At 68.1% G+C, this 18,011-nt stretch carries 18 protein-coding genes; 5 read left to right on the top strand and 13 right to left on the bottom strand.

Going from position 1 to position 18,011, the window contains the following annotated elements; genetic code table 11:
- Positions 1-70: 70 nt before the first annotated feature.
- Positions 71-1,087, bottom strand: a complete 1,017-nt coding sequence (locus E7773_RS09925; RefSeq protein WP_293990649.1) for a polyprenyl synthetase family protein — start codon at positions 1,085-1,087, stop codon at positions 71-73.
- 95 nt (positions 1,088-1,182) lie between these two features.
- Between E7773_RS09925 and E7773_RS09920 the strand changes: the two genes are divergently transcribed.
- On the top strand, positions 1,183-1,467 hold the full coding sequence (locus tag E7773_RS09920; protein WP_293990647.1) for a chorismate mutase: 285 nt from the start codon (positions 1,183-1,185) through the stop codon (positions 1,465-1,467).
- Here the strand turns inward: E7773_RS09920 and E7773_RS09915 are convergent.
- From E7773_RS09915 to kynU, 7 genes are all read right to left on the bottom strand, one after another.
- Positions 1,464-2,471, bottom strand: a complete 1,008-nt coding sequence (locus E7773_RS09915) for an aldo/keto reductase (RefSeq protein WP_293990645.1) — start codon at positions 2,469-2,471, stop codon at positions 1,464-1,466. The genes E7773_RS09920 and E7773_RS09915 overlap by 4 nt on opposite strands.
- Positions 2,468-3,802, bottom strand: coding sequence for an MFS transporter (locus tag E7773_RS09910; RefSeq protein WP_293990643.1), 1,335 nt, complete (start codon positions 3,800-3,802; stop codon positions 2,468-2,470). Before E7773_RS09910 ends, E7773_RS09915 begins: the two co-directional genes overlap by 4 nt.
- Positions 3,799-4,182, bottom strand: a complete 384-nt coding sequence (locus tag E7773_RS09905) for a Zn-ribbon domain-containing OB-fold protein (RefSeq protein ID WP_293990641.1) — start codon at positions 4,180-4,182, stop codon at positions 3,799-3,801. Before E7773_RS09905 ends, E7773_RS09910 begins: the two co-directional genes overlap by 4 nt.
- Positions 4,179-5,336 (bottom strand): thiolase domain-containing protein, encoded by a 1,158-nt coding sequence (locus tag E7773_RS09900; RefSeq protein WP_293990639.1) that lies wholly within the window; start codon positions 5,334-5,336, stop codon positions 4,179-4,181. Before E7773_RS09900 ends, E7773_RS09905 begins: the two co-directional genes overlap by 4 nt.
- A complete protein-coding gene (locus E7773_RS09895; RefSeq protein ID WP_293990637.1) occupies positions 5,333-6,967 on the bottom strand; it encodes an AMP-binding protein in 1,635 nt (544 codons plus the stop codon). Before E7773_RS09895 ends, E7773_RS09900 begins: the two co-directional genes overlap by 4 nt.
- A gap of 79 nt (positions 6,968-7,046) precedes the next feature.
- Positions 7,047-7,856, bottom strand: a complete 810-nt coding sequence (gene kynA, locus E7773_RS09890) for a tryptophan 2,3-dioxygenase (protein WP_293990635.1) — start codon at positions 7,854-7,856, stop codon at positions 7,047-7,049.
- The gene (gene kynU, locus E7773_RS09885) at positions 7,853-9,070 is read right to left on the bottom strand and encodes a kynureninase (RefSeq protein WP_293990632.1); all 1,218 of its coding nucleotides are present in this window, start codon (positions 9,068-9,070) and stop codon (positions 7,853-7,855) included. The genes kynA and kynU overlap by 4 nt, the downstream gene beginning before the upstream one ends.
- 34 nt (positions 9,071-9,104) lie before the next feature.
- On the opposite strand from kynU, the gene E7773_RS09880 reads away from it, so the two are divergent.
- On the top strand, positions 9,105-9,803 hold the full coding sequence (locus E7773_RS09880) for an NAD-dependent deacylase (protein WP_293990630.1): 699 nt from the start codon (positions 9,105-9,107) through the stop codon (positions 9,801-9,803).
- Here E7773_RS09880 and era read toward each other — a convergent pair.
- The 3 genes from era to lepB are packed head-to-tail and all read right to left on the bottom strand — an operon-like array spanning position 9,800 to position 12,251.
- The gene (gene era, locus E7773_RS09875; protein ID WP_293990628.1) at positions 9,800-10,693 is read right to left on the bottom strand and encodes a GTPase Era; all 894 of its coding nucleotides are present in this window, start codon (positions 10,691-10,693) and stop codon (positions 9,800-9,802) included. The two genes, E7773_RS09880 and era, sit on opposite strands and share 4 nt — an antisense overlap.
- Positions 10,690-11,358, bottom strand: a complete 669-nt coding sequence (gene rnc / locus E7773_RS09870) for a ribonuclease III (protein ID WP_293990626.1) — start codon at positions 11,356-11,358, stop codon at positions 10,690-10,692. The genes era and rnc overlap by 4 nt, the downstream gene beginning before the upstream one ends.
- On the bottom strand, positions 11,358-12,251 hold the full coding sequence (gene lepB, locus E7773_RS09865; RefSeq protein WP_293990624.1) for a signal peptidase I: 894 nt from the start codon (positions 12,249-12,251) through the stop codon (positions 11,358-11,360). Before lepB ends, rnc begins: the two co-directional genes overlap by 1 nt.
- Before the next feature lie 186 nt (positions 12,252-12,437).
- Here lepB and pgi point away from each other — a divergent pair, with 186 nt between their 5' ends.
- Both pgi and gor read left to right on the top strand, forming a co-directional pair.
- A complete protein-coding gene (gene pgi / locus E7773_RS09860) occupies positions 12,438-13,928 on the top strand; it encodes a glucose-6-phosphate isomerase (RefSeq protein ID WP_293990622.1) in 1,491 nt (496 codons plus the stop codon).
- An 85-nt stretch (positions 13,929-14,013) separates the two neighbouring features.
- Complete coding sequence (gor, locus tag E7773_RS09855) at positions 14,014-15,363, top strand: glutathione-disulfide reductase (RefSeq protein ID WP_293990619.1); 1,350 nt, start codon at positions 14,014-14,016, stop codon at positions 15,361-15,363.
- An 82-nt stretch (positions 15,364-15,445) separates the two neighbouring features.
- Here gor and E7773_RS09850 read toward each other — a convergent pair whose 3' ends face one another.
- A complete protein-coding gene (locus tag E7773_RS09850) occupies positions 15,446-16,270 on the bottom strand; it encodes a TauD/TfdA family dioxygenase (RefSeq protein WP_293990617.1) in 825 nt (274 codons plus the stop codon).
- 81 nt (positions 16,271-16,351) lie between these two features.
- Between E7773_RS09850 and E7773_RS09845 the strand changes: the two genes are divergently transcribed.
- On the top strand, positions 16,352-16,999 hold the full coding sequence (locus E7773_RS09845) for a Crp/Fnr family transcriptional regulator (protein ID WP_293990615.1): 648 nt from the start codon (positions 16,352-16,354) through the stop codon (positions 16,997-16,999).
- Here E7773_RS09845 and E7773_RS09840 read toward each other — a convergent pair.
- Positions 16,996-17,964, bottom strand: a complete 969-nt coding sequence (locus E7773_RS09840) for an NADPH:quinone oxidoreductase family protein (RefSeq protein WP_293990613.1) — start codon at positions 17,962-17,964, stop codon at positions 16,996-16,998. The genes E7773_RS09845 and E7773_RS09840 overlap by 4 nt on opposite strands.
- Positions 17,965-18,011: the final 47 nt, after the last annotated feature.

Genomic DNA, 18,011 nt, shown 5'->3' with positions numbered 1-18,011 from the left:
CCGGCGGCAAAGCCGCCGTCGGCCGGTTCGCTGCGCGACACCGGCGCGGACGTGGCCGCGCCTGCGACCGTCAGTACGCCCGCGCCACCGCGAACTCGACCGCTTCGGTCATCGCGTCGCGCGCCTTGGACGGCGCGAAGCCGGCGATGGCATCAATCGCGCGTTGGCCGTAGTGGCGGGCGCGCGCGAGCGTGTCGTCGATCGCGCGGGTGGCGCGGACCAGATCGACGGCGTGCGCGAAATCCTCGTCCGACGCGCGGTGGCCGAGCACGGCGTCCTTCCAGAACTTGCGGTCGGCCTCGTCGCCGCGTGCATAGGCCAGGATCACGGGCAGCGTGACCTTGCCCTCGCGGAAATCGTCGCCGGTGTCTTTGCCCATCGTGCCGGCGTCGGAAACGTAGTCGATCGCGTCGTCGACCAGCTGGAAGGCGACGCCCAGATTGCGCCCGAACGCGTCGAGCGCGGCTTCTTCGCCCTCGGGCCGTTCGGCGACGACCGCAGCGATGCGGCATGCAGCAGCGAACAGCGCGGCGGTCTTCGCGCCGATGATGTCGAGGTAGCGTTCCTCGCCCAGGTCGACGCGGCGCGCGGCGGTCAGCTGGTTGACCTCGCCTTCCGCGATCACGGCCGACGCGTTCGACAGGATCTTGAGCACCTTCAGGCTGCCGTCCTCGACCATCAGCTCGAAGGAGCGCGAGAACAGGAAATCGCCGACCAGGATCGACGCCGGGTTGCCCCAGATCAGGTTTGCGGTGCGCTTGCCGCGGCGCAAATCGCTGCCGTCGACGACATCGTCGTGGAGCAAAGTCGCGGTGTGGATGAACTCGACCGCCGCCGCGAGGCGATGATGCCGCGTGCCGGTGTAGCCCAGCAGCTTCGCGCTCGCGAGCGTCAGCATCGGGCGCATCCGCTTGCCGCCGCCCGCGATCAGATGCCCGGCGAGCTCGGGGATCAGCGGGATTTCGGACTGCATGCGGTCCAGGATCACCGCGTTGACCGCGTTCATGTCGGCCGCGACCAGGTTCATCATCGGCTCGAGGCTGGGGGCGGGCCGGCTGGGATCGAGGCGGTGGATCGTGGCGCTCATCTCGGCCCGGGCTGTGGCCGAGCGCGTCCGCGAAGGCAAGCGCCGGTTGCGCAAGCCGGGATGCATGCGCCACAAGGGCGACTCGGGGAGGTCCTATGAGCGACGACGTGCTAGATGGCTATCGCAGCAGCATCGACAATATCGACGCGGCGCTGGTCCATATCCTCGCCGAGCGGTTCAAGGTGACCCAGGCGGTCGGGCGCTACAAGGCCGAGGCTGGGCTGCCCCCCGCCGACCCGGGGCGCGAAGAGCGCCAGATCGCGCGGCTCCGCCGGCTCGCAGAGGAGGCGCGGCTCGACCCCGAATTCACCGAGAAGTTCCTGCGCTTCATTATCGACGAAGTGATCCGCCACCACGAGCGGTTTCGCGGCGAGGGTTAGGCGAGCTCTTCTCCGGGCAGCAATTCGGTATCGACCGTCGCTTGCGCAAACGCGGCGTAGCGCGCGCCGCGAATCGTGCCGGCAAAGATCGCCTCGACCGCGGCGACGGTGTCGGGGGTCAGTGCGATCGTCGCGGCGGCAACGTCCTCCTCAAGATGCGCGATGCGGCGCGTGCCGGGGATCGGAACGATAATCTCGTCCTTCGCGAGTACCCAGGCGAGCGCAAGTTGCGCGGGGGTGTGGCCGAGGTCGGCGGCGAGCGCTTCGAACTTCGCGACCACCGCCAGATTGTGCGCCAGATTCTCGCCGTTGAAGCGCGGCATCGTGGTGCGGATGTCATGCTTGTCCCAGCGATCGTCGCGCACCCCGCGCGCCAGCATCCCGCGCGCGACGGGCGAGAAGGCGACGAAGCCGATCCCCAACTCGCGGCACGCATCGAGCACCGCGACCTCAGGATTGCGAACCATCGGCGAATATTCGCTCTGCACGGCGGCGATCGGGTGCACGGCGTGCGCGCGGCGGATCAGGCCGGCACCCATTTCGGAGAGGCCGATCGCGCCGATCTTCCCCGCCTCCACCGCGCGGGCGAGCGCACCGACCGACTCCTCTACGGCCACGTTCCGGTCGGGGCGGTGGAGGTAATAGAGGTCGATATGATCGGTCCCGAGCCGCGCGAGCGCGCGGTCGAGCGTCGCGGTGATCGCCTCTGGTGACCCATCGAGTACGCGGGTCTTGCCGTCGGGCGCGTCCATCACGCATTTCGACGCGAGCGTGAACTCGGCCTTGCGGCGCATCGCGTAGCGCTGGATCAGCCGCTCGCTCTGGCCGAGGCCGTAGATCGCGGCGGTGTCGAGGAAGGTCACGCCGAGGTCGAGTGCGCGATTGAGCAACGCGCCCGCTTCTTCATCCGACGGTGGTGTGCCGTAAGCGTGACAGATATTCATGCAGCCCAGCCCGATCGCGGAGACGGTGAAGGGGCCGAGGGTACGCGTGGGCAGGGTCATGAAACGCTTTCGGGATTGGGCAGGTCGCCCTCCAGTACCGGGGCGGCGTGGCGTTGTCGCGGCTCGCGGACACGGAAGATCAGCAGGCTCACCGCGACGCTCAGGAACCCGAACGCGGTCCACATCACCGGCGGATAGCCGAAGCGATACGCGACCAGTCCGCCGATCAGCGGGCCGATCGCCGAGATCGTCCCCTCGATCGTCGTCGACAGCGCGAGCCGCATCGCGACGTCGGCGCGCTCGCCGAATTCGAGCACCATCGTCTGCTGGCTCATCTGATACCCGCAATTGCCCGCGCCGAGGCAGCAGAAGGCGGCGAAGACGGCCCACGGATGGTGGACGCTCAGCAACAGCACGATCCCGCCCGCCCATAGTGCTGCCGCCATGGTGAAGGTCGAGCGATAGCCGGTGCGGTCGCCGAGATTGCCCCAGACGAGGTTCGACGCGGTGTCGGCGCCGAGATAGGCGAGGCTCAACTCGCCAATAACGATACCCGAGAGACCAAGCTGGCTGCCGGCGTAGAGGATGTAGAACGGCGTGGCGATGCGCGCGCAGACGCAGCACGCCTCGGCCAGGATGAACCAGCGATAGCCGCGATCCTCGAGCAATTGCGGAAAGGTTTTGACGCGATCGACGAACTTCATCGGCGGGCGCACGGTCACGGGCACCGGCTCGACCATGCGCAGCCGCAGCACGGTCAGCCCCATGCTGGTCAGCACGAACGCGACGAAGAAGGTCGTGGCATAGCCGTTGCCCAGCACGTTGCCGCCGATCAGCCAGCGCCCGGCGGCGTAGGACAAGCCCGCCGCGACGATCCCGCCCGTTACGTTGCGATACGCCTGCAATCGCCCGCGGCGGTGGATCGGGATGACCTTCGCCATCAGCATCTGGAACGCGACGCGCTGCGTCCCGTTGAACGCGCCGAGCAGAAAGAACAGGCCGAGCGTGACGACCAGCAACACCTCGCCGCGCAGGAACCAGCCGGCGAGCGCCATCCCCAGGATCATCACGCGCATCATCGTGCCGGTGCGGATCGCGTAGGGGAGGATGCGCTCCTTGGTCTCGAACCGCGAGGCGCTGAAGATCGGCGACAGGATCGCGCCGAACTGGAGCAGCGCGGTGCCGAGCCCGACCAGCGCGTCGGACCCGGTCAGGCGGTGGACGTAGGTCGGGATGAAGGTCGGCGCGTAGATCAGCCGGAAGCCGGTCATCCCGAGCATGCCATGCGTGAAGTGCGCGGCGTAGTTGCGGCGCAGGTTGGCGGCGACGAACGCGTCATACTCGGCCTCGCGTTCGGCGAGGGTGCGCGTGTCGTCGGGGATCGCGATCATTCGGGCGCGAACATCGGCACCGGCGGGCCGCCGTCGGTCGGCGTGAATTGCACGCGCACGCGCTGGCCGATGCGGAGCGCATCATGGTCGTCGGTCGCGACGTTGGTCAGCACCGCCGGGCCTTCGTCGAGCATGACGTACGCCAGCGTGAACGGCGCGTCGGGGCCGCGGCGCATCGTCGACAGCGAGTAGATTGCGCCCTTGCCGCTGCTCTCGACCCATCGCGTCTCGGTTTGGCAGAACGGGCACAGCGCGCGGGGGTAGTAATGCGACCGGCCACACGCGTCGCACTGGCCGATCAGCAATTTGCCCTGGGCGGCAGCGTCGAAGAAGCGCTGGTTCTCGACATTGGGCTGGGGTGCCGGGATCTTCCGCATCATTGGCGCTCCAGCACCAGGGTTGCCGCGCCGTGCCGCGCGCCGAGCGAGCCGCCGATCCCGGTCGCCACCGCGAGGTCGCAGTCCGGCACCTGCACCGCCGGATGCGCCTCACCACGCAATTGCCGCACTGCCTCGATCACCTTGGTGATGCCGCCGCGATTGGTGGGATGGTTGTTGCAAAGGCCCCCGCCGTCGGTGTTGAACGGGAGCTTGCCGGTGCCCGAGATGAGGTTGCCGTCCGCGACGAACCTGCCGCCCTCGCCCTTCTTGCAGAACCCGAGATCCTCGAGCTGGATCAGGACGGTGATCGTGAAGCTGTCGTAGATCGAGGCGTATTTGATATCGCCCGGCGCGCATCCGGCTTCGGCGAACGCCGCCGGTCCGGATACCGCCGCCGCCGAGGTGGTGAGGTCGAGGTTCATGCCGCCCATCGGGCCTTTGACGTGTTCGCCCGCGCCGCGCACCGCGACCAAGGGACGCTTGAGCGATTTCGCCACCTCGGGCGCGACCACCAGCAACGCGCCGCCGCCGTCCGACACCACGCAGCAATCGAGCCGGTGGAGCGGGTCCGAGATCATCGGCGAGGCGAGCACGTCGTCGACCGTCACGACGTCGCGCAGCATCGCGTGCGGATTGTATTGCGCGTGGGTCGAGGCGGCGACCTTGATCCAGGCGAGCTGTTCCGCCGTGGTGCCGTATTCATACATGTGCCGCGCGGCGCACATGCCGTAGCTGTTGTGCGTCGACATGCCGACCCAGCCCTCGAACGGCGCCTCCGGCGCGCCGCCGGGGAAGCGCCCGAACGGCTCCGAGCGCGGGCGCCCGGCGAGCGTGATCAGCGCGACCGAGCATTTCCTTGCGGCGATCGCCTGCGCGGCGTGGGACACATGAAGGATGTACGACGACCCGCCGGTCTCGGTGCTGTCGATATGGCGCAGATTCCGCAAGCCCATGTAATCGGCCATCGACATCCCGCCGAACCCCGGCGCGTCGCCCGCGCAGAAATAGCCGTCGACGTCGGCGAGGCTCAACCCGGCATCGGCGAGCGCGCCCGCCGCGCATTCGGTGTGGAGTTGCGGGGTCGATTTGTCGGGCGCGAGCCGGGTGGGATGCTCGAACGCGCCGGAAATGTAGGCCTTGTTGCGGATCGTCACGCGGCAGCCTCGCCAAACGCGGCGAGCGCGCGTTCCTTGACCGCCTTGTAATCGAGCTTGCCGTTGGGCGCGCGCGCGACGCTGTCGACCACCAGCACATGGCGCGGCGCCTTGTAGGTCGCAAGCTGGCTGCGAACATGCTCGCGCAATTCGGCCTCGTCGGGCGCAGCGCCGGGATGTGGCTCGACCAGCGCGACGATCCGCTCGCCGAAGCGCGCGTCGGGCACTCCGGTCACCGCCGCGTCGCGCACCGCCGGGTGGCGCTTCAAGGCTTCCTCGACCTCTTCGGGAAACACCTTCTCGCCGCCGGTGTTGATGCATTGCGACCCGCGCCCGAGGATGCGCACCGTGCCGTCGGCGTCGACGCTCGCCCAGTCGCCCGGCATCGACCAGCGCTTGCCTTCATAGGTCGGGAAGGTCTGCGCGGATTTCGCCGGGTCCTTGTAGTAACCGAGCGGGATCGGCCCCCCGACCGCAAGCCGCCCGCTTTCGCCCGACCCGGGTTCGACGCGGCGCCCGTCCTCGGCGAAGATCGCGCAATCGGGGCCGAGCTCGAACGTCGCGGTCGCCCTTTCGCCTGCGGCGTTGGTGGTCGACAGCCCCATTCCGAACGCTTCGGAGGATGAGTAGGAATCCATCAGATTGACCTGCGGGATATGCCCGATCAGCCCCAGCTTGTTCTCGCGGTTCCACATCGCACCCGACGATCCGATGATGAACAGCGACGACAGGTCCCACCGCCCAGGATTGGCGTCGAGCGCTTCGAGCAGCGGCTGCGCGAACGGCTGGCCCACGATCGTCATCCGCGTGACGCGCCAGCGCTCGACCGCGCTCCACACCTCCTCCGGCTCGAACTTGCCATGCGGGAGCAGCACGACCGCGCCGCCCGCACCGATCGCGGTGAACGCGCCGATCAGCCCGGTCGCGTGCATCAGCGGCGGCGCGATCAGCGAGCGCGGCTTGATCGGGGAGGCGGCGGCGCGCGGGCCGGCTTCCTCGGGCGATGCCAGCGGGCCGGTACCGAGCAAAGGGTTGGCGCCGTAATTGCCCTTCGCCATCAAATCGCCCTGCCGCCACATCACCGCCTTGGGCATGCCGGTGGTGCCGCCGGTAAAGATGAGGAGCAGGTCGTCCTCGGCCCGGCCCCACGGCGCGACGGTCGGGCGGACGGCGGGGATGCGAGCACCAAGCGCGGCGAAATCCTGCGCCCAGAGCGGCGGGTCGATGCCGTCGCGGCCGATCGCGATCCAGCTTCTGACGCCCGGCATCGTGGCGCGGATCGGGTCGAGGATCGATGCGAACCCCGCCTCGAACACCACCGCCTCGGCATCGCCATTGTCGAGCAGATAGCGGACTTCCTCGGGCCCGTAGCGGTAATTGACGTTGAACGGCGCCAGCCCCGCCTTGAACGCGGCGTAATAGGCGATCAGAAATTCGGGGCAGTTGGTGGCGTAGACGGCGACCTTGGCCTGGTGCCCGAGTCCGGCGGCGAGCAGATGCGCGGCAAGCGCATCGGCCTGCGCGTCGAACTCGGCGAAGCTGACCACGCGGTCGCCTTGGACGATGGCGGGCTGGTCGGGGACCGCCGCCGCGACCGATTCCCAGATATTGGCGTAGGTCCAGGCGCTCATCCGGCTCTCCCGCCGCGCGTTCGAGTGACGCTACGGCCTGCGGTAGAATTGGAAGATCGGGTATGCTGCCGTCAAGTGCCTATAGCTCGGTACGAACGTGCCACAGCTCGGGAAACAGCTCGACGTCGAGCATCTTGCGCAGATAGCTGACCCCGCCCGTGCCGCCCGTCCCGCGCTTGAGACCGATGACGCGCTCGACCGTGGTCACGTGGTTGAAGCGCCAGCGGCGGAAATAATCCTCGAGGTCGACCAATTTCTCGGCGAGCTCGTACAGCGTCCAATATCGTTCGGGCGCCTGATACACCGCACGCCATGCCGCCTGCACGTTCTCGCTTTCCCCGCGCGGATCGGCGAGGTCTGCCCGCTCCTGACCCACATCGAACCCCGATCGGCCGAGCAGCCGCACCGCCTCGTCGTAGAGGCTCGGCCGCGCGAGGATCGCCTGTAGTTCGGCGACGATCTCCGGCCGGTGCGCATGGGGTTTCAGCATCGCGGCGTTGCGGTTGCCGCACAGGAATTCGATCGCGCGGTACTGGTGGCTCTGGAACCCCGACGACTGGCCGAGCTGGTCGCGGAACTCGGTATATTCGCTCGGGGTCAGCGTCCTGAGCACGTCCCAAGCATTGTTGAGCTGTTCGAGGATCCGCGACACGCGCGCGAGCATCTTGAACGCGGTCGGCAAGTGATCGGCGGCTATCGCGTCGCGCGCCGATTCGAGTTCGTGCACCGCGAGCTTCATCCACAATTCGGACGTCTGGTGCTGAACGATGAACAGCAATTCGTCGTGCGCCGACGAGCGCGGCTGCTGCGCGCCGAGGATCAGGTCGAGGCGGAGGTAATCGCCATAGGCCATCTTGTTGGCGAAATCGGTTTCGGGCGCATCCGTCATGTGACGGCGCTCCGCGTCGCATAAGCCGGGTCGTCCCACAAGCGTTCGACCATCACGCGCTCGAGCACTTTCGCCGCGGCGACCACCTCCTCCTCACTCAGATAGAGCGGGGTGAAGCCGAAGCGGATCAGGTCGGGCGCGCGGAAATCGCCGATCACGTTGTTGGCGATCAGCGCCTGCATGATCGCATAGCCCTGGGGGTGGCGGAACGAGACCTGGCTGCCGCGCTGGGCCGGGTCGCGCGGGCTGGCGAGCTTCAGGTCGGGACAGCGCGCCTCGACCTCGGCGATGAAGCGCTCGCTCAGCCGGATGGACGCGGCACGGACGTCGGCCATGTCGACCCCCTCCCACGCATCGAGCGCGGCGTCGAGCGCGGCGAGCGCGAGGATCGGCGGGGTGCCGACGCGCATCCGCTCGACGCTGGCGTGCGGGCGGTAATCGAGATCGAACGCGAACGGCGCTTCGTGCCCCATCCAGCCCGACAGGATCGGCTGCGCGCTCTCGGCGAAACGCGGCGCGACATAGATGAACGCCGGCGCGCCGGGCCCGCCGTTGAGATATTTATACGTGCAACCGACCGCGAAATCGGCGTCGGTGGCGGTCAGGTCGACCGGGATTGCGCCCGCCGAATGTGCCAGGTCCCACACCGCGATCGCCCCCGCCGCGTGGGCCCTCGCGGTCAGCGCCGCCATGTCGTGCAGGCGCCCGGTACGGTAATCGACCTCGGTGATCAGCGTCACCGCGACGCTCTCGTCGATCGCATCGGCGACCTCCTCGGGCGCGACCAGCCGCAATTCGAGCCCGCGCCCGAGCGCCTTGAGCAATCCCTGCGCGATATACAGGTCCGACGGGAAATTGCCGGTGTCCGACAGCACGACGTTGCGCTCCGGCCGCATCGCCAGCGCCGCCGACAGCGCCTGGAACACCTTGACCGATAGCGTGTCGCCCGTCGCGACACTCCCCGCCGGCGCGCCGATCAGCCGCCCGATGCGGTCCCCCACGCGCGACGGCAGGTTGATCCAGTCGCTGGTGTTCCACGCCTTGATCAACTCGCCGCCCCATTCGCCGCGCATCACCTCGGCGACGCGCGCTTCCGCCGCCCCCGGCAACGGCCCGAGCGAATTGCCGTCGAGGTAAAGCACGCCCGGCGGCAAGTGAAACAATGCGCGCGTCGCGGCGAAATCGGTCATGCCGACGACAGGCCCCGAAATCATGGTGTTGTAAAGAGGCCGTGCTATCGCTGCGCCAATGACCGGCATCCGCAACATCGTCGTCCTGACCGGGGCCGGGGTATCCGCCGAGAGCGGGATCGCGACGTTTCGTGGGCCGGGCGGGTTGTGGGAAGGGCACCGCGTCGAGGATGTCTGCACCCCGCAGGCGCTGGCGCGCGATCCCGCGCTCGTCCACCGCTTCTACGATCTGCGCCGTGCGGCGCTCGCCGGGGTCGAGCCCAATGCGGCGCACCGCGCGCTGGCGCGGCTCGACGCCGAATGGCCGGGCGAGGTGCTGATCGTCACGCAGAACGTCGACGACCTGCACGAGCGCGCCGGGGCGCGGCGCATGCTCCACATGCATGGCGAGCTGAAGTCCGCGCTGTGTTCGGCGTGCGGCGATCGACGGGCGTGGTGCGGCGACATGCCGCCGCGGACCGTCTGCGCGGCGTGTGGCGCAACGGCGGTCCGGCCCGACATCGTGTTCTTCGGCGAAATGCCGTACGCGATGGACACGATCGAGCGGGCGCTGGCGCGGGCCGATCTGTTCGTATCGATCGGCACGTCGGGGGCGGTCTATCCCGCCGCGGGGTTCGTCCAGACCGCCAAATATCACGGCGCGCGGACGCTGGAGATCAATCTCGACCGGTCGGAGGGCAGTAGCTGGTTTCACGAGAGCCGGCGCGGGCCCGCGGGGGAATTGGTGCCGGCCTGGGTGGCGGAAGTGCTTGCCTAGTCAACCCAATCCAGGCCGATGTCACGATAGACTTCGCGATCCTCGTCCCAATCGGCCTTTACCTTGACGTGGAGGTACAGGTGCACCGGTCGGTCGAGCAGTTCCATCAGTTCCGCCCGCGCCCGCGCCCCGATTTCCTTGATCCGCGCACCGCCTTTGCCCAGCACGATCGCGCGCTGGGTCGGGCGCGCGACGAGGATCTGCTGATGGATCTCGACCGACCCGTCGGCGCGCTCGTCGAATTTCTCGGTTTCGACCACCGACGCGTAGGGCAATTCGGCGTGGAGCTGGAGGTAGAGTTGCTCGCGCGTCACTTCGGCGGCCAGCGCCCTCTCGGTCGCGTCGCTGACCTGATCCTCCGGGAAGTGCCACGGGCCCGCGGGCATGGTGCCGGCGAACGCGCGCTTCAGCTCGGGGAGGCCGTCGCCGGTCGCCGCGGAGACGAAGAACGTCTCGTCGAACGCCACCGCCGCGTTGAGCCGCTCGGCATGGACCAGCAGCTTGGCCTTGTCGGCGAGGTCGACCTTGTTGAGCACCAGGAACTTGCGCTCGGGGCGCCCCGCGATACTCTCGGCGATCGGCATCACCTTGGGGCCGAGCCCGCCCTTGGCGTCGACCACCAGCGCGATCACGTCGGCGCCGTCGGTCCCGCCCCACGCCGCCGCCACCATCGCGCGGTCGAGCCGGCGCTGCGCGTCGAAGATGCCGGGCGTGTCGACCAGCAGGATCTGCGTCTCGCCCTCCATCGCCACGCCGAGCAACCGCGTGCGCGTGGTCTGCGCCTTGGGGCTGACGATCGCGACCTTCTGTCCCACGAGCGCGTTGACCAGCGTCGACTTGCCCGCATTGGGCGCGCCGAGGACGGCGACGAGGCCACAATGCTCGCTCACGCCTGCACCTGCGCCAGCAACGCCGCCGCCGCCGCGGTCTCCGCCTCCTGCTTGCTCGTCCCGCTCGCCTCGGCGTCGGCGAACGTCCCCAAGCTGACGCGCACGGTGAAGCGCGGGGCGTGTTGCGGGCCCGAGCGGTCGGTGACTTCGTAGTGCGGCGTCTTGCGGTTGTGCGCGGCGGCCCATTCCTGGAGCGCCGACTTGGGGTGCTGCGGCGCGCGCGCGTCGGCGTGGACGCGGGGCGCCCACGCGGCCCGCACGAACGCTTGCGCCGGGGCATAGCCACCGTCGAGGTAGAGAGCGCCGATCAGCGCCTCCATCACGTCGCCGAGCACGTTGTCGCTGTCGCTCGCGCCGTCGTCGCGCGCTTGCTTGCCGAGCCGCAGGTGCGCCTGCACGCCGATCGCGCGCGCGACATCGGCGCACACCGCGCCCGTCACCAGCGCGTTGAGCCGCTTCGACAGATTGCCTTCGGGCTCGTGCGCGAAGGTCTCGAACAGCCACTCCGCCATCGCCAGTCCGAGCACGCGGTCGCCGAGGAACTCGAGGCGCTCGTAATTGTCCACCGCCTGACTGCCATGCGTCAGCGCGCGCTCGAACAGCGCCAGGTCGCGTGGCCGGTGATCGAACGTCTCGCCAAGCCAATCGGCGAGGATCGCGTCCATCAGAAGGTCTGCCCCATCCGGCTCCAGCGCGCGGCGGTAAACCAGGTCCACGGCAACAACCATTGCGCGCTGCCGTCGGTCGACCAGAAGGTGATGACGGCCTTGCCCTCGACCGTTTCGAGCGGGACGTAGCCCATGCCCTCCGGCACTGGGAAGCGGCTGTCGCCGCTGTCGTCGCGATTGTCGCCCATCACGAAGATGTGACCGGCGGGGACCGAATAGAGGTCGGTATCGTCGGCGCCGGGTTGCTGCCCGCGATCGAGCACGTTGTAGCTCACCGCCGGCCGGCCATCGGCCGCCGGGAGCGTTTCGCGAAACTGCTTGTAGCGACAGATCGTCTGCGCGGGATCGCGGAATTGCTGTGGGCAACCGTCGTCGTTGGGGCGCGGGTCGCGGTAATTGGGCGACAGCGGGATGACGAAATCGGCGACCGGCACCTTGGGGATCGCCTGGCCGTTGAGGATCAGCTGGCCGCCGCGCATCTGGATCGTGTCGCCGGGCAGCCCGATGACGCGCTTGATCACGTCCTCGCCCGATCCGGTCGGGCTCTTGAACACGACGACGTCGCCGCGCGCCGGGGTGCCCGGGAAGATTCGCCCCGGGATCAGCGGCAGGCTCCACGGCAGCGAGTGCCGCGAATAGCCGTAATTCCATTTCGAAATGAACAGATAGTCGCCGATGTAGAGCCGCGGCAGCATCGATTGCGACGGGATCGAGAAGGGCGAGAACAGGAAGCTGCGGAAGATGAACACCACCACCGCGAGCTTCAGCAGGAACTTGAGCGTGTCGCGCCAATCCTCCTTCTTCACCGGCTTGGCCGCGACGGTCGCGGGCGCCGGGTCGGTGGGCGTGGGTTCGGGGGCCGCGATGGGCGCCTCTGGCGTGTCGGTCATGGCGTGCGGGTTTGCGCATGGTGTGTGGCTAGGTCAAGGCGGAGGTGTTTTTGGTCGCTTGCAGCGACGGAGCGGGCCGGTACCGCGCGTTCGGCGCAGCCGAACCAAAAATCGTCGGCCATGCGTTCCTTGAACCCAAGCGGTCGAACGCCCATTGAGGCCGCGTGAGTCGAAAGGAACGTTTGCATGGCCGACTGGAGCGAGATCGAAGCCCTCAAGCGGACGCCGCTGACCGAGCTGTTCGCGGCCGATCCGAACCGCCTCGCCAAGTATAGCGCCGACATCGCGGGCATCCATTTCGACTGGTCGAAGACACACCTGACCGACGACGGCATCAAGGCGTTCGAGCGGCTGGCCAAGGCGTGCGACCTGGCCGGGCGGCGCGAGGCTTTGTTCGCCGGAAAGGTGATCAACACGACCGAGGACCGCGCGGTGACGCACACCGCCGAGCGCGGCGAGGGCACGAAGACCGACGTCGCCACCGCGCAAGGCTTCCATGCCCGGATGCGCGGGCTGATCGACGCGATCGAGGCGGGGGCATTCGGGCCGATCCGCAATATCCTCCACGTCGGGATCGGCGGGTCGGCGCTCGGGCCTGATCTGCTGTGCGACGCGCTCGGCCGTGACGAGAACCGCTACGAGGTCGCGATCATCAGCAACGTCGACGGCGTCGCGCTGGAGGACGTGTTCAAGCGCTTCGACCCGACCGCGACTCTCCTCGCGGTGGCATCGAAGACCTTCACCACCACCGAGACGATGATGAACGCCGAAAGCGTGATCGAGTGGATGCAAGCGGGCGGGGTCGAGGACCCGTACGGCCGCGTCGTCGCGCTGACCGCCGAGCCCGACAAGGCGATCGCCTGGGGCGTCGACGAAACGCGCGTGCTGCCGTTCGCGGACACGGTCGGCGGGCGCTATTCCTTGTGGTCGTCGATCGGATTCCCGGCAGCGATCGCGCTCGGCTGGGACGCGTTCAGCGACCTGCTCGAAGGTGCTGCCGAGATGGATCGCCATTTCCGGCTGACCGCGCTCCACGAGAACGTCCCCGCGCTCGCGGCGTTTTCGGACCTGCTCTACACCCAGGCGTTCGGCTGCGAGACGCGCGGCGTGTTCTGTTACGACGAGCGGCTGCGGCTACTCCCCTCCTACCTCCAGCAGCTCGAGATGGAATCGAACGGCAAGGGCGTGACGCTGGAGGGCAAGCCGGTCGGCCGCCCGACCGCGGCGATCACCTGGGGCGGGGTCGGCACCGACGCGCAGCACGCGGTGTTCCAGCTGCTCCACCAGGGCACGCACCTCGTCCCGCTCGAGTTCATCGGGATGATCGAGCCGGGCGATACGCTGGCCGAGGATCACCACAAGGCGCTGCTCAACAACATGTTCGCGCAGGGCGCCGCGCTGATGAAGGGCAAGCCCAACCCGGACGACCCCGCGCGCGCCTATCCCGGCGACCGGCCGTCGACCACGCTGCTGCTCGACGATCTCGATGCGCGGACGCTGGGCGCGCTGATCGCGTATCACGAACATCGTGTGTTCGTGAACGGCGTGCTGTTGGGCATCAATTCGTTCGACCAGTTCGGGGTCGAGCTCGGCAAAGAAATGGCCAAGGCGGCGCAGAAGGGCGAGGGCGATTTCGACGTGTCGACCACCGACCTGATCAAGCGCGCATTTGGTTGAACCCTTCCGCCGTTCGTGCTGAGCCTGTCGAAGCACGTGGTCTGGACACGCCCTTCGACGAGCTCAGGGCGAACGGAGTTTGAGAATGGCTGACTACGACTACGACCTGTTCGTCATCGGCGCGGGATCGGGGGGCACGCGTGCGTCGCGGGTCGCGGCGGCGCACGGCGCGAAGGTGGCGGTGGCGGAGGAGTATCGCGTCGGCGGTACCTGTGTGATCCGCGGCTGCGTGCCCAAGAAATTGCTCGTCTATGGCGCGCATTTCGCCGAGGATTTGCAGGACGCCAAGCGTTTCGGCTGGAACGTGCCCGCCAAATGCGAATTCGACTGGAAGACGCTGACCGCCAACGTGTTCGAGGAAGTCGACCGGATCAACCAGGCGTACACCAGCACGCTCGAAAGCCACGACGTCGAGATCATCAATGAACGCGCCGAACTGACCGGCCCGAACAATATCCGCCTCGCGTCGGGCCGCGAAGTCACTGCGAAATACATCCTGATCGCGACCGGCGCGCGGCCGCACATCCCGACATGTCCCGGGCACGAATTCGGCATCACCTCGAACGAGGCGTTCCACCTGCCCGATATCCCCAAGCGCATCCTGATCGCCGGCGCGGGGTATATCGCCAACGAGTTCGCCGGGATCTTCCACGAATTCGGCGCGAAGGTGACGCTGATCAATCGCACCGACCAGATCCTGCGCGGCTATGACGAATCCTGCCGCGACCGGTTGCTCCAGATTTCGATGATGAAGGGCATCGATTTTCGCTTCAACGCGAAGTTCCAGGGGATCGAGCAGCAGCCCGACGGCAGCCTCAAGGTCTCCATGTCCAACCACGAGCCGATCCATGTCGATTGCGTGATGTTCGCGACCGGCCGGGTGCCCAACACCGAAAACCTCGGGCTCGAGGCCGCCGGGGTCGAGCTCAACGAAAAGGGCGCGGTCAAGGTCGACGAGGACAATCGCAGCACGGTCCCGAGCATATACGCGGTCGGCGACGTGACCGATCGGGTCCAGCTGACGCCGGTCGCGATCCGCGAGGGGCAGGCGTTTGCCGACAGCGTGTTCGGCGGGAAGCCGACGCGCGTCGATTACCACTGCATCCCGTCGGCGGTGTTCAGCCACCCGCAAATGGCGGGCGTCGGCATGACCGAGAGCCAGGCCAAGATGAAGGTCGGGTCGGTCAAGGTCTATACGAGCGACTTCCGCCCGATGAAGAACGTGCTCGCGGGCCGCAACGAACGCGCGCTGTACAAGATGATCTGCGAAGGCACGACGGGGAAGATCCTCGGTATCCACATGATCGGCCCCGAGGCGGCGGAAATCCTGCAAGCCGCCGCGGTCGCGGTGAAGGCAGGGCTGACCAAGGACGATTTCGACGCGACGGTCGCGCTGCATCCGACAATGGCCGAGGAACTCGTCTTAATGAAGTAACCGTGCTCCGGCGTAGGCCGAGCTTTGGCCTCAATCGGATCGCGAGCCTCCAGCGCTCCGGCCTTCGCCGGAGCACCGAGCGCTAGTTGAGGGGAACGCCCGAAATCGTGATCCGGTGCATCAGCCGCCGGTGCCCGTGATAATCGTTCATCGCGCAATGCCAGGTCGAGCGGTTGTCCCACACGGCGAGGCTGCCCGGCGCCCATTGCAGGCGGCACTGGAATTCGGGGCGCATCGCGACCGAATAGAGGTAGGCGAGCAGCGGCATGCTTTCCTCGCGCGTCCAGCCTTCGAAGTGGAGCGTGAAGGCCGGGTTGACGTAGAGGATCTTGCGCCCCGTCACCGGGTGGCGGATCACCACGGGGTGGACGGCGTTGGCGCTGATGTCGTGGCCCTTCAGGTCGGGGCCCTGGTCGGTCTTCGAATAGATTCCGTCCTCGCCATAGATATGATCGGCCGAATGAACCGCGCGCAGGCCCTCTAGCGTCGCCTTCAGCCCGTCGGACAGCGAATCGTATGCCGCACCCAAGCTCGCAAACAGCGTATCGCCGCCGGTCGGCGGCGTCTCGCGCGCGAGCAGGATCGATCCCATCGCGGGGATCTGGTCGTACGAATGATCGGTGTGCCACCCGCCGCCGATATTGGTGGTCTGTGCCTCGGCTTTGCGGACCTCGGCGATCTCGGGATGGCCGCCGTTCGCGGGGAAATAATTGTTGATGTCGATGTTTCCCCAGCGCCGCGCGAAGGCGATATGGTCCTCCGGCGTCAGGTCCTGGTCTCGCACGAACAGCACGCCGCGCTCGGCGACGGCGGCCTTGAGCGCATCGATCCCCGCGTCGTCGAGCGTCTTGAGATCGATCCCGCTGGCTTCGGCGCCGCAATGATCGGCGATCGGCTGGATGTGCATGTGTCCCTATCCTTTGAAGGCATTCCTAGCGAGTCGCTTGCGGCACGAATGCTACGATCGTAACATTCGAACATGGACGTGATGACCGCCCTGATGCGCGGCCGGTGGTTCGCCGGGCTCGATCCCAAGCTGGCCGAAGCGCTGGTCGCGGCGGGACGGGTGCGCGCGCTCGACGAGGGGCAATGGATCTACAGCGAGGGCGACGAGGAGCCCGGCCTGTGCCTCGTCATCGACGGCGTGCTGCGGCTCGAGGCGAGCGCGGGGTCCGAGCGCGGCGTGCTGATCGGGCTGGTCGGGGCCGGGCAGGCGATCGGCCAGTCGCGGCGGTTCGGCGGCGGGCGGCGGATCGTCACGGCGCGGGCGCAACGCGCGAGCCACGTGCTGCTGGTGCCCGACATCGCATTGCCCGGCATCGCCGATCGCGCGCCGGGCGCCTGGGCGGCGGTGATCGCGTTGCTCTACGACCAGCTCGACGCCGCGGTCCACGCCGCAGCGCTCAACCTGTGCCTGACCCCGCGCCAGCGCGTTGCGGCGCGGCTCGCGCAGCTAGCGGATGCGGAAGGAGTGGTGGCCGCGACGCAAGCCGACGTCGCCGAGATGTGCGGATTGAGTCGCAAGTCGGCGAGCGGCCATATCCTCGCGCTCGCGGCGAACGATTGGGTGGTGCCGCTGTATCGCTCGCTGCTGGTGGTCGACCCCGCTGCGCTCAGGGCATTTGCGGGTATCTAGGGCTCGATCACGATCTTCCCGACCATCCGGCTGTCGCGCATTGCCTCGAACGCCGCGCGCCAGTCGGCGAGCGGGTAGCGCGAATCGAGGCGGGGGCGGAGGCGGCCCTCCGCCGCCATCGCCCAGATCACGTCCTGGTTCTCGCGGCCCTTGTCGGGGAAGCGCCGGCCATATTCGCCCGCGCGAACGCCGATCACCGAGAAGCCCTTGATCAGCGGGATGTTGGTCGCGACGCTCGCGATCCGGCCCGAGGTGAAGCCGACTACCAGCAAGCGCCCACCGAAGCCGATGCAGCGCGTCGATTCGTCGAACACGTCGCCGCCCACCGGATCGTAGATCACGTCCGCGCCGCCTCCGGTCAGCTCCTTCACCGCCTCGCGGAACCCCGGCGCGGGTAATGTCGCATCGGGCGCGTAGTCGGCGGCGACTACCGCCAGTTTCTCCGCCGAGCGCGAAGTCGCGATCACGCGGCATCCGAGCGCCTTGGCGAGATCCACCGCCGCGAGCCCGACACCGCCGGTCGCGCCATGGACGACGACCCACTCGCCGGGCTGGACGTTCGCCAGCCGGACCAGCGCGACATAGGCGGTATTGTACGCCGCGCCGACGCTCGCGGCATGCGCGAAATCGAGGTTGGCGGGCTTGGCGCGGACGCTCCGCGCGTCGACCGCGACCAGCTCGGCGAACCCGCCGAGCCGCGTCCCCGCGACCACCGCGTCACCCGGCACGAAGCCGCTGTCCGCATCCGCCGCGACGGCCTCGCCTGCGACTTCCATGCCTGGCACGAACGGCACGTCCGGCTTCAGCTGATACTTGCCCTCGGCCATCAGCAGGTCGGGGAAGTTGAGCGCCGCCGCGCGGACACGGATCAGGACCTCGCCGGGCGCTCGAACCGGGTCGGGCACGTCCGCCAGCGTACAGCCGGCGAAATCGGAGGCCAGCGCGGAGATGACGAGCGCCTTCATGCGTGCGGCGTGTCAGGGGCGAGCGAAGCGGTCAACAGAAAGGGCGC

It is taken from the genome of Sphingomonas sp. (assembly GCF_004799495.1).
GTDB lineage: Bacteria > Pseudomonadota > Alphaproteobacteria > Sphingomonadales > Sphingomonadaceae > Sphingomonas.
The sequence above is the reverse complement of the archived record's forward strand: the minus strand, read 5'-3'. Positions and strand labels throughout refer to the sequence as shown.

Bases quoted from the DNA above. Each gene is read 5' to 3' on its own strand.
- E7773_RS09925 (WP_293990649.1), bottom strand. From the start codon at position 1,087: ATGAGCGCCACGATCCACCGCCTCGATCCCAGCCGGCCCGCCCCCAGC.
- E7773_RS09920 (WP_293990647.1), top strand. From the start codon at position 1,183: ATGAGCGACGACGTGCTAGATGGCTATCGCAGCAGCATCGACAATATC.
- E7773_RS09915 (WP_293990645.1), bottom strand. From the start codon at position 2,471: ATGACCCTGCCCACGCGTACCCTCGGCCCCTTCACCGTCTCCGCGATC.
- E7773_RS09910 (WP_293990643.1), bottom strand. From the start codon at position 3,802: ATGATCGCGATCCCCGACGACACGCGCACCCTCGCCGAACGCGAGGCC.
- E7773_RS09905 (WP_293990641.1), bottom strand. From the start codon at position 4,182: ATGATGCGGAAGATCCCGGCACCCCAGCCCAATGTCGAGAACCAGCGC.
- E7773_RS09895 (WP_293990637.1), bottom strand. From the start codon at position 6,967: ATGAGCGCCTGGACCTACGCCAATATCTGGGAATCGGTCGCGGCGGCG.
- kynA (WP_293990635.1), bottom strand. From the start codon at position 7,856: ATGACGGATGCGCCCGAAACCGATTTCGCCAACAAGATGGCCTATGGC.
- kynU (WP_293990632.1), bottom strand. From the start codon at position 9,070: ATGATTTCGGGGCCTGTCGTCGGCATGACCGATTTCGCCGCGACGCGC.
- E7773_RS09880 (WP_293990630.1), top strand. From the start codon at position 9,105: ATGACCGGCATCCGCAACATCGTCGTCCTGACCGGGGCCGGGGTATCC.
- rnc (WP_293990626.1), bottom strand. From the start codon at position 11,358: ATGGACGCGATCCTCGCCGATTGGCTTGGCGAGACGTTCGATCACCGG.
- lepB (WP_293990624.1), bottom strand. From the start codon at position 12,251: ATGACCGACACGCCAGAGGCGCCCATCGCGGCCCCCGAACCCACGCCC.
- pgi (WP_293990622.1), top strand. From the start codon at position 12,438: ATGGCCGACTGGAGCGAGATCGAAGCCCTCAAGCGGACGCCGCTGACC.
- gor (WP_293990619.1), top strand. From the start codon at position 14,014: ATGGCTGACTACGACTACGACCTGTTCGTCATCGGCGCGGGATCGGGG.
- E7773_RS09850 (WP_293990617.1), bottom strand. From the start codon at position 16,270: ATGCACATCCAGCCGATCGCCGATCATTGCGGCGCCGAAGCCAGCGGG.
- E7773_RS09845 (WP_293990615.1), top strand. From the start codon at position 16,352: ATGACCGCCCTGATGCGCGGCCGGTGGTTCGCCGGGCTCGATCCCAAG.
- E7773_RS09840 (WP_293990613.1), bottom strand. From the start codon at position 17,964: ATGAAGGCGCTCGTCATCTCCGCGCTGGCCTCCGATTTCGCCGGCTGT.